Origin of the sequence: Leifsonia xyli (assembly GCA_001647635.1) — a bacterium.
In the GTDB taxonomy this organism is placed as follows: domain Bacteria; phylum Actinomycetota; class Actinomycetes; order Actinomycetales; family Microbacteriaceae; genus Leifsonia; species Leifsonia xyli_A.
Window position 1 is genome coordinate 313,095 of sequence record CP014761.1, and the last position, 12,872, is coordinate 325,966.

Genomic DNA, 12,872 nt, shown 5'->3' on the forward strand with positions numbered 1-12,872 from the left:
GCTAGGCCTCGTCCACGTCGTAGTCGGAGGTGTCCGTCTCGACCGGCTGCGTGATCGTCGCGGAGTCCTCGGAGGGGTTGTAGCGGATCTCGGTGCCGTCGTCGAGCGAGACGACGGGCTTGCCCTCGAGCCAGGTCAGCGTCCACTTCCAGCCGGTCGTCTCGACGTCGGTCGCGACCAGCTCCTCCTCGACCGTCTGCACGGCGTAGGCGACGACCTCGGGGAGGTTCGCGGGAGGCTGCTCGCCGACGCTCCACCGCGTCCCGAGCTGCATCAGGCGCGTCCCGCCGTCGTCGGGGCGGTCGCCAGGTCGATCTCGTAGGTGACCCACTGGGTGCGGTTCGCCACCTGGTCGTAGAGCTTCTGGGCGGTGTCGTTGTCGTGGGCGGTGATCCACTGCACGACGCCGAGGCCGCGCTCCTCCGCGAGCGACCGGGCCTGCGCCAGCAGTGCGCCGCCGACGCCCTTGCCGCGCGCCTCCTCGATGACGAACAGATCGTCCACGAACAGACCGCGGTCGCCCTCCAGCGGGCGGGCGAATTCCCGCACGTGGGAGAGCCCGACGATCCGGTCGCCGTCGACGGCGACGTAGCCGCTCTCCTCGTGCTCGGGAGCGGTCAGCCACGACCAGAGGACGAGCGCCTTCTGGTCGGTCAGCTCCGTCTCGTAGAACTCGGCGTACTGGGCGTACACGTCGAGCCAGGCGAAGAAATCGCCGTCCCTGACCGGGCGAACCTCGATCGTCATGGATTCCTCCGTTCCCATTGCGCGCCCGAATGCATGCACGGCGCTCGTTCCGACAATATCGCGGTCGGGTTCAGGGGACGAGGTCGTAGGTGACCCACTTGGTCTTCTCGGCGACCTTGTCGTACAGGCGTCGCGCGGTCTCGTTGTCCTTCGCGGTGATCCACCGGACGACCGAGAGGCCCCGCTCCTTGGCGGACTCGCGCACAGCCTGCAACAGGGCCGAACCCGCCCCCGCGCCGCGCGCGTCCGGCGAGACGAAGAGGTCGTCGAGGTACAGGCCCTTGGTGCCGTCGAGGGGACGCACGAACTCGCGCACGTGCGCCAGCCCGATCGGGGCGCCCTTCTCGTCGACGGCGAAGTACGCTTCGAGCTCGTTCTCCGGGTCGGAGATCCAGCTCCAGACCAGGAGCGCCTTCTCGTCGGTGACGGGAGTCTCATAGAACTCGCCGTAGCCGACGTAGAGGTCGAGCCAGGTGAAGAACTCGTTGTCCTCGACCTTGCGAACGCTCGCTGTCATCGTTCCTCCTCGCTCGGGGCTGCGGCGAGCAGGATATCGGTCACCGTCAGCTCTTCGGCGGAGGCGAAGCGGAGGTCCGCGATCCTGCCCACCGAGCGGAGGTCGCCCGCGGCCGACTCGACGGCCGCGATCTCGGCGTCCGGGCCGGCGATGACGGCCGAGTCGACGGGGGTGCGCTGCGACGCCTTGGCGGCGGTCTTGGCGCCCCGGATGGCGGTCAGCGCACGGCCGACGATGGCGAGGACCTCGCGGTCGGCGTTCCAGTCCTGCGCGACCTCGGACGGCTCCGGCCACGCGGCGACGTGGACCGAGCCCTCCTCGGACCAGCTCCACGCCTCCTCGGCCGCGAACGGCAGCACGGGCGCGAACAGGCGGAGGAACGTCGACAGGGCGATGCGCAGGGCGACCACGGCCGAGGTCTTCTCGGCGGAGTCGTCGCCGTAGGCGCGCTCCTTCACGAGCTCGAGGTAGTCGTCGCAGAACGTCCAGAAGAACGTCTCGGCGATCTCGAGCGCCCGGGCGTGGTCGTAGCTGTCGAGCGCGGCGGTCGCGTCCGCGACCACGCCGGCCAGGTTCTGCAGCATGCTGCGGTCGAGCGGGCTGGTCACCTGGGCGAGGTCGAGCGACGCCGGGGCGTCGAAGCCGAGGATGAACTTGGCCGCGTTGAGCAGCTTGATCGCCAGGCGGCGGCCGATCTTGATCTGGGTCGGGTTCTGCGGGTCGAACGCCGCGTCCGTCCCGAGCCGGCTGGATGCCGCCCAATAGCGCACGGCATCGGAGCCGTGCTTCTCGAGGATGTCGGCGGGCGTGACGACGTTGCCCTTCGACTTCGACATCTTCTTGCGGTCGGGGTCGACGATGAAGCCGGAGAGGGCCGCGTTCGTCCAGGGCGCCACATCCGCTTCGAGCTTCGCGCGCAGGAGCGTCGAGAACAGCCAGGTGCGGATGATGTCCTGCCCCTGCGGACGGAGGTCGTAGGGGAAGACGGCGTCGAAGAGCTCCGGGTCTCGCATCCACCCGCCCGCGAGCTGCGGGGTGAGGGAGGACGTCATCCACGTGTCCATGACGTCGTGCTCGCCGACGAAGCCGCCGGCCTGGCCGCGCTGCGACTCCTCGAAGCCGGGCGCGGTGTCGGACGACGGGTCGACCGGCAGGAGGTCTTCGGTCGGCAGGATCGGCTGGTCGAACAACGGGTTGCCGACACCGTCCAGCGGGTACCAGACCGGGATGGGCACACCGAAGAAGCGCTGGCGCGAGATCAGCCAGTCGCCGGTGAGCCCGTTCACCCAGTTCTCGTAGCGCACGCGCATGAAGTCGGGGTGCCAGTCGATCTCGCGGCCCAGCTCGATGAGCCGCGCGCGCAGCTCCTCGTCGCGGGCGCCGTTCTTCACGTACCACTGGCGGGTGGACACGATCTCGAGCGGTCGGTCGCCCTTCTCGAAGAACTTCACCGGGTGCTGGATGGGCTTGGGCTCGCCGTCGAGGTCGCCCGCCTCCTTCAGCAGCTCGACGACGGTCTGCTTGGCCGAGAACACGGTCTTGCCCGCGAGCTGCGCGTAGGCCTCGCCCCCGGCCTCCGAGGTGATCGCCGCGGGCGGCTCGGGGAGGATGCGGCCGTCGAAGCCGATGATCGCGCGGTTCGGGAGGTCGAGCTCCCGCCACCAGGTCACGTCGGTGATGTCGCCGAACGTGCAGATCATGGCGATGCCCGATCCCTTGTCCGGCTGCGCGAGGTGGTGGGCCACCACGGGCACCTCGACGTCGAACAGCGGGGTGCGCACGGTGGTGCCGAACAGCGGCTGGTAACGCTCGTCGTCGGGATGCGCGACCAGCGCGACGCAGGCGGGTAGCAGCTCCGGGCGGGTCGTCTCGATGTACACCGGCCCGTTGTCGCTGTGGAAGGCGACGCGGTGGTACGCGCTCGGCTGCTCGCGATCCTCCAGCTCGGCCTGGGCGACCGCGGTACGGAACGTGATGTCCCACAGCGTCGGGGCCTGCGCCTGGTACGCCTCGCCGCGCTCGATGTTGCGCAGGAACGCCAGTTGGGAGGTGTGGATGGAGTCGCGGCCGATGGTCCGATAGGTCTGCGACCAGTCCACCGAGAGGCCGAGCGTGCGCCACAGCGCCTCGAACTGCTTCTCGTCCTCCTCGGTCAGCCGCTCGCACAGCTCGATGAAGTTGCGGCGCGAGATCGGCTTCTGGTCGGCCGCCTTCGTGCTCTTGTTGTCCCCGCCCTCGAAGGGAGGAGTGAAGTCCGGGTCGTACGGCAGCGACGGGTCGCAGCGCACGCCGTAGTAGTTCTGGACGCGGCGCTCGGTCGGCAGGCCGTTGTCGTCCCAGCCCATCGGGTAGAACACCTTCTGACCGCGCATGCGGTGGAAGCGGGCCACCACATCCGTGTGCGTGTAGCTGAAGACGTGGCCGATGTGCAGGGAACCGGAGGCCGTCGGCGGAGGCGTGTCGATGGAGTAGACCCCGTCGCGGCCGGCCGCGAGCGCGCCCTCCCGATCGAATCGGAAGGTGCCGTCGCTCTGCCAGCGGTCACCCCACTTGGCCTCGAGCCCCTCAAGGGCGGGCTTCTCGGGCACGTTCGGCGTGCTCATAGGGGTCCTCCGATTCGATATATGCGGCACCGAGTCCTCGAGGTGCCTGAGTGTGGGATCCCTACCAGCGTACCGAACGCGCCCGAACCTCGCTCAGACCTCGTCGACGTACGGCGTGCGGCGGGCGGCGAACAGGGCCGCCACCAGCGTGATGATCGACATCACGGCGAGGACGATGCCCGGGTGCCACCACGCGTTGCCGGTCGCGTGTCCGAAGATCAGCGTGAGCGCCGGGACGAACGAGGTCAGCAGCGCCGCGATGCTGTAGGCGACCGAGAGGCCGCTGTAGCGCACGTCGCTCGGGAACAGGTCCGACATCAGGCCGCCGAGCGCCGCCCACGAGAGCGTGGGCAGGATGCCGCCGATGATCATGCTCGCGACGAGGATGCCGAAGTTCGCGTACTGCAGCAGGAAGTACATCGGAAACGCCACGATCAGCGTGCCGATCGCGCCGTAGGCGACCACCTTCGCCGACCCGATCCGCGCCGCCCAGGCGCCGAACAGCGGGATGGTGACGAGCTGCAGCAGACCGCCGATCGTCGTCGCGACCAGCAGGTCCTGGTACTTGAAGCCCAGCACGGCGGTGCCGTAGTCGACCATGTAGGTGTTCATCAGCGAGTACGAGCCGATGCCGAGGATGGCCGCGCCGATGCCGATGATGAAGCCCGTCGGCGCCTTGCGGAAGACATCCACGACCGGGAACTTGTCGCGCTTGCCGCTCTCGAGCAGCTTGCGGAACACCGGGGTCTCGTCGATCGACCAGCGCAGGTAGAGCGAGACGAGCAGGAGCGGGAACGCCGTCAGGAACGGGATGCGCCATCCCCACGCCGCGATGTCGGCGGTGGAGAGCGTGAGCGTCAGCACGATGAAGACGACGGCGCTCAGGATGGAGCCGACCGGCGAGCCGAGCTGGGGGAGCGCCGCGTAGAAGCCGCGCTTCTTCGGATTCGCGTACTCAGTAGCGAGCAGGATCGAGCCGCCCCACTCGCCGCCGACCGAGAAGCCCTGGAGCAGGCGCAGCAGCACGATCGCGATCGCGCCGAACCATCCGGCCGCGGCGTAGGTCGGGAGCACGCCGACGAGGCCCGTGCTGAGGCCCATGATCAGGATGGTGATCAGCAGGGTCGGACGGCGCCCGATCCGGTCGCCGAGGTGGCCGAACACGATCGCGCCGACCGGACGGATGACGAAGCCGGCCGCGATGGCGAGGAAGCCGGCGAGCGCGCCGCCGAACGCGCCCAGCGGCGCGAAGAAGAGCGGGCCCACGAAGAACGCGGCGAAGTACGCGTACAGGTAGAAGTCGTAAGACTCGAGCGCGGTGCCGACGAACGACGCGATGGTGACGCGGCGGGCGGTGCCGGGGGTGATTCCGGGGCGATCGGTCTCGCTGCGGACGGGGGTTGCGGTGGTAGTCACGGCTGTCCTTTGAAAACGGAATAGTATTTGGACCGGGTCCAATAATGGCACGGAAGGAGAACAGCGGATGTCCGTCGCCCATTCCCCGCGTCCGTCCGGCGGCGGTCGGCCCCGCTCTTCCTCCCGCGCGATGATCGCCGAGGCGGCCGCCGAGCTGTTCCTCGAGCAGACGTACGCGGGCACTACGGTCGACGACATCGCGCGCCGCGCCGGGGTCAGCCGGGCGACCTTCTTCAACTACGTCGGCTCGAAGAGCGACCTGCTGTGGCTGGAGGTGGATGAGGCGCTCGCGGCGTTCGACGGCACCCTCGGCTCCGTCTCCACCGACCTGGCGCCCATGGATGCCGTGCTCGAGGCGATCACGCGCCTCGCCGACGCCTTCGGGCCCGGGCGCCTCCCTCTCGCCGTGACGCAGGTGGACCTGATGGGGACGGACGCCGAGCTGCAGGCGTCGGCGCTGCCGCGGTTCCTGGCGCTGGTGCGCCGGCTGCAGGCGTTCATCGCGGCGCGTGCGGGCGCGTCGGCCGACGCGCTGCTGCCGCGCGCCGCCGCGACCGCGGTCGTCGGCGCCGCGGTCTCCGCCGCGACCGCCTGGGCCCGCGCTGGCGTGCGCCGCGGCCCGCTCACCCCGCTCGTCCGCTCCGCCGTCACCCCCGTCTGCACCGGCTACGCCGCCGTCCTCTGACCGCGCGCGTCCCCCTCCCTTTCCCTCCCTCCCTCCCTCCCTCCCGAAGTGCAGGTCGTTGCGCACTTGCGCGGCGTGTCGACCGCAACAAGCTGCACTTCGCGACGGGCCCGACGCGGAGGGGCGCGGAGCGGATAAGATAGAGGGCACAGGCTGTGATCCGGGTATCGCCGGGGAGCCTTCGGAAGAACGGCGGCGCGTGAGCGGCGCCCAGTAGAACCGAACGGGACCGGCCCGTCACAGCCGAACGATGAGAGGCCCTCCCCGGCGACGGAGGCGGAGCGGGCAAGCGGGGTGGTACCGCGACGGGCGTGCGAGCGTCCGGCGTCCTCGTGCAGCACGTGAAACCTGCCAGGAGAGAGATGCCGTACCCCAAGTCCGCGCCGGACTCGAACGAGGGCGCCGAGCGCGACCAGAACACCGACGCCACGCGCGCCGATGTGACGCCCAGCCCCGTCTTCCCCGAGATCGAGACCGACATCCTGAAGTTCTGGGATGAGGACGGCACGTTCCGCGCGTCCATCGCCAACCGCGACGGCGCCGAGGAGTGGGTGTTCTACGACGGGCCGCCGTTCGCCAACGGCCTCCCGCACTACGGCCACCTGCTGACCGGCTACGCCAAGGACGTCTTCCCGCGCTTCCAGACCATGCGCGGCAAGAAGGTCGAGCGCCGCTTCGGCTGGGACACGCACGGCCTTCCCGCCGAGCTCGAGGCGGAGCGGCAGCTCGGCATCACCGACAAGAGCCAGATCGAGGAGATGGGGCTCGCCGCCTTCAACCAGGCCGCCAAGGACTCCGTCCTCCGTTACACCCGCGAGTGGCGGGAGTACGTCACCCGTCAGGCGCGCTGGGTCGACTTCGACAACGACTACAAGACGCTCGACACCGGCTACATGGAGTCGGTGATCTGGGCCTTCAAGCAGCTGCACGAGAAGGGCCTCGCCTACGAGGGCTACCGCGTGCTGCCGTACTGCTGGCGCGACCAGACGCCGCTGTCCAACCACGAGCTGCGGATGGACGACGACGTCTACAAGATGCGTCAGGACCAGACGGTCACCGTCACCTTCCCGCTGGTCGGCGAGAAGGCGGAGGTGCTCGGGCTGACCGGTGTGCGCGCCCTCGCCTGGACGACGACCCCGTGGACTCTCCCGACCAACCTCGCGCTCGCGGTCGGCCCCGAGATCGAGTACGCCGTGGTGCCCTCCGGCCCGCATGGCGCCGCGGACTCGTACGGCGACCCTGACCAGGAGGTCCTGAGCGGCCGCTACCTGATCGCGAAGAGCCTCCTCGGCAACTACGCCAAGGACCTCGGCTACGACTCCCCGGCAGACGCCCTCGCCGCGGTGACCGGCACCGTCCGCGGTTCCGAGCTCGACGGCGTCGAGTACGACCGCCTCTGGGACTTCTACGCCGACACCGAGAAGTGGGGCACGCAGAACGCGTGGCGCATCCTCGTGGACGACTACGTCACCGTCGAGGACGGCACCGGCATCGTGCACCAGGCCCCGGCCTACGGTGAGGACGACCAGCGCGTCACCGAGAAGGCCGGCATCCCGGTCATCATCTCGGTGGACGACGGCGGCCGCTTCCTGCCCGACGTTCCGGAGGTCGCGGGACTGCAGGTCTTCGACGCCAACAAGCCGCTGACCCGGATGCTGAAGGAGCAGGGCCGGCTGCTGCGCCAGGCGAGCTACGAGCACTCGTACCCGCACTGCTGGCGCTGCCGCAACCCGCTCATCTACAAGGCCGTCTCGAGCTGGTTCGTTCGCGTCACCGACTTCCGCGACCGGATGGGCGAGCTCAACCAGGAGATCACCTGGGTGCCCGAGAACGTCAAGGACGGCCAGTTCGGCAAGTGGCTGGCCGGCGCCCGCGACTGGTCGGTCTCGCGCAACCGGTACTTCGGCTCGCCGATCCCGGTGTGGAAGAGCGACGACCCGGCGTACCCGCGCGTCGACGTGTACGGCTCGTTGGAGGAGCTGGAGCGCGACTTCGGCCGCCTGCCGCTCAACGCGGCGGGGGAGCCGGACCTGCACCGTCCCTTCATCGACGAGCTGACCCGCCCGAACCCGGACGACCCGACCGGCCGCTCCACGATGCGCCGCATCCCGGACGTGCTCGACGTGTGGTTCGACTCCGGCTCGATGCCGTTCGCGCAGGTGCACTATCCGTTCGAGAACCACGACTGGTTCGACACCCACAACCCGGCCGACTTCATCGTCGAGTACATCGGGCAGACGCGCGGCTGGTTCTACCTGCTGCACACGCTCGCGACGGCGCTGTTCGACCGGCCCGCGTTCAAGAACGTGATCAGCCACGGCATCGTGCTCGGCAGCGACGGGCAGAAGATGTCGAAGTCGTTGCGCAACTACCCCGACGTCAACGAGGTCTTCGACCGCGACGGCTCCGATGCGATGCGCTGGTTCCTGATGTCGAGCCCCGTGCTGCGGGGCGGCAACCTCGTCGTCACCGAGGAGGGCATCCGCGAGGGCGTCCGCCAGGTGCTGCTGCCGCTGTGGAACACCTGGTACTTCTTCTCGCTCTACGCCAACGCGACCGGCTATGAGGCGAAGCGCTCCACCGCGTCCACCGACGTGCTCGACCGCTACCTGCTCGCCAAGACGCGCGATCTGGTGGAGGAGGTCACGGCCGACCTGGAGGGTCTGGACTCGACGCTCGCCGCCGCCAAGCTGCGCGACTTCGCCGACGTGCTCACCAACTGGTACGTGCGCCGTTCGCGCGACCGGTTCTGGGAGGGCGTGGATGAGGACGGCAACGGCACCGAGGCGTTCGACACGCTCTACACCGTGCTGGAGACGCTGACCCGCGTCGCCGCCCCGCTGCTGCCGCTCGTCACGGAGCGCATCTGGAAGGACCTCACCGGCGGCCGCTCCGTGCACCTCACGGACTGGCCGGAGGCGGGCGAGTTCCCGGCCGACGACGCCCTGGTGGATGCGATGGACCGGATCCGCGCGATCAGCTCGACAGCGCTGTCGCTGCGCAAGCAGGCGGGCCGCCGCGTGCGCCTGCCGCTCGCGTCGCTGACGGTCGTGGCGGAGAACGCGGAGGCGCTGCGTCCCTTCGAGGGCATCCTGCGCGACGAGCTCAACGTCAAGGCGGTCGAGCTGGTCGAGCTGCAGGACGATAGCGCGGCGCGCTACGGCATCACGAGCAAGCTGACCGTCAACGCCCGTGCGGCGGGTCCGCGCCTCGGCAAGCAGGTGCAGCAGGTCATCCAGGCTGCGCGCGCCGGCGACTGGTCCGAGGCGGACGGCGTCGTGACCGTGGGCGGCATCCAGCTGGCCGAGGGCGAGTACGACCTCGTGCTCGAGACCGCGGGCAGTGGCGACGACAGCTCGGCGCTCGCGCTGCTCGCGGGCGGCGGCTTCGTGCTGCTCGACACCGCGACCACGCCGGAGCTGGAGGCCGAGGGCCTGGCCCGTGACGTCATCCGCGCCGTGCAGGACACTCGCAAGGCGGCCGGGCTCGACGTGAGCGACCGCATCCGGCTGAGCTTGACGTTCGAGCACGAGGACGACGCGCGTGCGCTCGGTCTCGCCGGCGACGTCGACATCGCGGCCGAGACGCTGGCCCTGGCGGTGCAGGTGTCGGCTGCGGGAGCATCGGACGCGGACGCGGCCTTCGCGCAGGGCTTCGGCGCCGGGCAGTTCGCCAACGCCGGTGCGTTCACCGTCGGCGTGACCAAGGTGGAGGAGGCGGCGCTGTGACCGACGACGAGGACTTCCGCGACCGCGCGGATGAGGTCTACCAGGCGCTGCTCGCCCGCATCGGCGAGGGTGCGCCCGAACGGCGCCTCGACGCCACGCGCCGGGCCGTGGAACTGCTGGGCGATCCGCAGCGGGCGTACCCGATCATCCACATCACCGGCACCAACGGCAAGACGTCGACGAGCCGCATCGCGGAGAGCCTGCTGCGCGCCTACGGACTGCGCACGGGCCTGCTCACCAGCCCGCACCTCGTGCGCTTCAACGAGCGGATCGTCATCGACGGCGAGCCGATCGAGGACGAGGCGCTGGTGCGCAACTGGGACGACATCAGCCCGTATCTCGACATCGTCGACGCGGAGCTGGAGGAGCAGGGAAAGGCGCCGCTGACGTTCTTCGAAGCGCTGACCGCGCTCGCCTTCGCCGCGTTCGCGGACGCCCCGGTCGACGTCGCCGTGATCGAGGTCGGCATGGGCGGCGAGTGGGACTCGACCAACGTGGGCGACGGCCAGGTCGCGGTCTTCACGCCGATCGCGCTCGACCACACCAAGGCGCTCGGCGACACGGTCGAGGAGATCGCGCGCACCAAGTCCGGCATCATCAAGCCGTCGGCCGACGTCGTGTCGTCGTCGCAGACGCCGGAGGCGGACCGCGTGCTGCGGGAGGCTTCGGAGCTCACCGAGTCGACCTTCGCCGAGCAGCCGCGCGACTTCGACGTCGCGGCGACCCGCGTCGCCGTGGGCGGCCAGCTCGTCACTATCCGGGGCCGCGCCGCCACGTACGAGGACGTCTTCCTTCCGCTCTACGGGGACCACCAGGCACAGAACGCCGCGGTCGCTGTCGCGGCGGTCGAGACCTTCCTCGGTCGCGGCACGCAGCCGCTCAAGGCCGACCTGGTCGAGGAGGGGTTTGCAACGGCGACCTCGCCCGGACGCCTGCAGCTCATCGGGATCGAGCCGAGCATCCTCGTCGACGCCGCACACAATCCGGCAGGCGCCGAGACGCTCGCGAACGCCCTGCGCAGCTACTTCGACTTCGACGAGATCACGTTCGTCGTCGGCATCCTCGAGGACAAGGACGCACGCGGCGTCATCCGCGCACTCGCCCCGGTGGCCACCCAGTTCTTCGTGACGCAGCCCGGCTCCGACCGTGCGCGGGATGCGGAGGACTTCGGCGATCTCGTGCGCGAGGAGGTCGGCGACGAGGCGGTCATCGTCTACTCGGACGCGATCGACGCGCTCGAAGGCGCCCGCGAGTGGGCCCAGGACGGCCCGAAGCGCGCGGTCGTCGTCGCCGGCAGCATCGTGCTGGTCGGCCAGGCGATGGCGTACGCCGAGGAGCAGGAGTGGAAGCAGGCGGCGTCGTGACCGACGCGCCGGACTCGACGCCCGAGCCCGCCGCTCCGGCCGGGCGCCCCCGCCGTCAGCGCTCCCTGCGCGAGATGCTCGGCTCCATCGTGCTCGGCTTCGAGCTCCTCGTCGTCTTCCTGGGCGCCCTGGTGCTGTTCGGCCTGCAGGCGCTCCCGGCGTGGGTCGCGCTCGGCGGGGGAGCGGCGCTGATCGTCTTGATGATCATCGCGATCGGGCTCCTGCGGAACACCGTGGGCGTGGTCCTCGGATGGATCGTGCAGGTGGTCCTCGTCGCCGCCGGCCTCCTCGTCCCCGCCTTCTTCATCGTCGGCGCGATCTTCACCGCCATGTGGGCGTACTGCATGATCGCCGCCGCGCGCATCGACCGAAACAATCAGGCAGCCGCACGGGCTGCCGGAAACGGAACGGAGAACCCATGACCAGTGCCGTCGAAGAGACCCTCGTCCTCATCAAGCCGGACGGCGTCGCTCGCAGCCTGACCGGCGAGATCCTGCGCCGCATCGAGGCGAAGGGCTACTCGCTCGTCGACCTCCGGATGCTGCAGGCCGACCGCGACCTGCTCGCGCAGCACTACGCCGAGCACGAGGGCAAGCCGTTCTACGAGCCGCTGGTCGAGTTCATGGAGTCGGGCCCGATCGTGGCCATCCGCCTCGCGGGCAACCGCGTCATCGAGGGCTTCCGCTCGCTCGCGGGCGCGACCGACCCGACCACCGCCGCCCCCGGCACCATCCGCGGCGACCTGGCCCGCGACTGGGGCCTGAAGGTGCAGCAGAACCTCGTGCACGGCTCCGACTCGCCCGAGTCCGCCCAGCGCGAGCTCACCCTCTGGTTCGGCTGACCCGCAGCACGTCTCTGCGCAACCTCTGCAGGACCTCGAAAGGGAGGAGTTCCCGGCCGTCACGGCCTGGAACTCCTCCCTTTCGCCACACTCGCCGGCGTTTCGCGCCGATTGTCCTCCCTTTCCCACGCCGCGGCCCCGCGTCCGGAAGGGAGGACATTCCCTCTGACACGCCGGGTCGAGTAGTGAAACGGAGGGCATCCGGCATCAGGGAGAGGTCGAACTCCTCCGTTTTGCGCGGGGTGCGAGTGCGGATGGAGGTGGAGGGCTCGCGTGCCGGGACGCGGATCAGATGAAGGCGCGGTGGATCCAGTCGAGCTGGATCTGCGCGAGCACGGCGACGATCGCGTAGCAGACGATCGTGATGAGCGGCACCCAGCTGTACAGGGTCGCGGACACGCGGCGCGCGCGCTCCGGCAGCGGGATGTTGCCCTCCTTGAGGTTGTAGAGCGTCACCGCCCAGAACGTCGGGATGGTGACTACCCAGGTGACCATGCACCAGGGGCACAGCACGTTGAGCACCGTCAGCGACTGCGTGATCAGGAAGATGACGAGCACCAGCGCCAGCAGCACGCCGACGTTGAACGCGATCCAGTACCAGCGGGCGAACCGCGCCCGGGTCGCGAGCAGGCCTACACCTACCGCGATCGCGGCCGTCCAGCCGCCGATCCCGAGCAGCGGGTTCGGGAAGCCGAGCAGTGAGCCCTGCCACGAGTTCAGGTTCTTGGAGCAGCCGACCAGCACCGAGAAGTTGCAGGACAGCTGCGCGTTCGGGTCCTCGAGCAGGTGGAACTTGTCCACCGTGAGCATGAACGCCGCCCAGAGGCCGATGGCCCCGGCGACGATGAGGAACACGGCGAGAGCGGTCGGGCGGCGGTAGGCGGCCTCGGTGGGAAGGTCGGACACCCTCGGATTATGGCATGCCGCCTGCGTGTCGCCCTGGGAGGAGACCGCCGCGAGCGCGGCCCGTG

Annotated in this window: 11 protein-coding genes; 5 read left to right on the forward strand and 6 right to left on the reverse strand. The window is 69.8% G+C overall.

Annotated features, from left to right (window positions below; all coding sequences use genetic code 11):
• Position 1 precedes the first annotated feature (1 nt).
• From A0130_01620 to A0130_01640, 5 genes are all read right to left on the reverse strand, one after another.
• On the reverse strand, positions 2-274 hold the full coding sequence (locus A0130_01620; protein ID ANF30542.1) for a hypothetical protein: 273 nt from the start codon (positions 272-274) through the stop codon (positions 2-4).
• Positions 274-747, reverse strand: coding sequence for an acetyltransferase (locus tag A0130_01625; protein ID ANF30543.1), 474 nt, complete (start codon positions 745-747; stop codon positions 274-276). The genes A0130_01620 and A0130_01625 overlap by 1 nt, the downstream gene beginning before the upstream one ends.
• A gap of 70 nt (positions 748-817) precedes the next feature.
• Entirely contained in the window at positions 818-1,264 is a 447-nt protein-coding gene (locus A0130_01630) for an acetyltransferase (GenBank protein ID ANF30544.1), read from the reverse strand.
• A complete protein-coding gene (valS, locus tag A0130_01635; GenBank protein ID ANF30545.1) occupies positions 1,261-3,867 on the reverse strand; it encodes a valine--tRNA ligase in 2,607 nt (868 codons plus the stop codon). The genes A0130_01630 and valS overlap by 4 nt, the downstream gene beginning before the upstream one ends.
• A 93-nt stretch (positions 3,868-3,960) precedes the next feature.
• On the reverse strand, positions 3,961-5,283 hold the full coding sequence (locus A0130_01640) for an MFS transporter (protein ID ANF30546.1): 1,323 nt from the start codon (positions 5,281-5,283) through the stop codon (positions 3,961-3,963).
• Between the two features lie 67 nt (positions 5,284-5,350).
• Here A0130_01640 and A0130_01645 point away from each other — a divergent pair, with 67 nt between their 5' ends.
• The 5 genes from A0130_01645 (at position 5,351) to A0130_01665 (ending at position 11,901) form a co-directional block, all read left to right on the forward strand.
• A complete protein-coding gene (locus tag A0130_01645; protein ANF30547.1) occupies positions 5,351-5,968 on the forward strand; it encodes a TetR family transcriptional regulator in 618 nt (205 codons plus the stop codon).
• A gap of 362 nt (positions 5,969-6,330) precedes the next feature.
• Positions 6,331-9,696: an isoleucine--tRNA ligase gene (gene ileS, locus A0130_01650; protein ANF30548.1), complete on the forward strand. Its 3,366-nt coding sequence runs from the start codon at positions 6,331-6,333 to the stop codon at positions 9,694-9,696.
• A complete protein-coding gene (locus A0130_01655) occupies positions 9,693-11,060 on the forward strand; it encodes a dihydrofolate synthase (protein ID ANF30549.1) in 1,368 nt (455 codons plus the stop codon). Before ileS ends, A0130_01655 begins: the two co-directional genes overlap by 4 nt.
• Entirely contained in the window at positions 11,039-11,482 is a 444-nt protein-coding gene (locus A0130_01660) for a hypothetical protein (GenBank protein ID ANF30550.1), read from the forward strand. The genes A0130_01655 and A0130_01660 overlap by 22 nt, the downstream gene beginning before the upstream one ends.
• Entirely contained in the window at positions 11,479-11,901 is a 423-nt protein-coding gene (locus tag A0130_01665) for a nucleoside-diphosphate kinase (GenBank protein ANF30551.1), read from the forward strand. The genes A0130_01660 and A0130_01665 overlap by 4 nt, the downstream gene beginning before the upstream one ends.
• 288 nt (positions 11,902-12,189) lie before the next feature.
• On the opposite strand, the gene A0130_01670 is transcribed toward A0130_01665, so the two are convergent.
• Entirely contained in the window at positions 12,190-12,807 is a 618-nt protein-coding gene (locus A0130_01670) for a hypothetical protein (protein ID ANF30552.1), read from the reverse strand.
• Between the last annotated feature and the right edge of the window lie 65 nt (positions 12,808-12,872).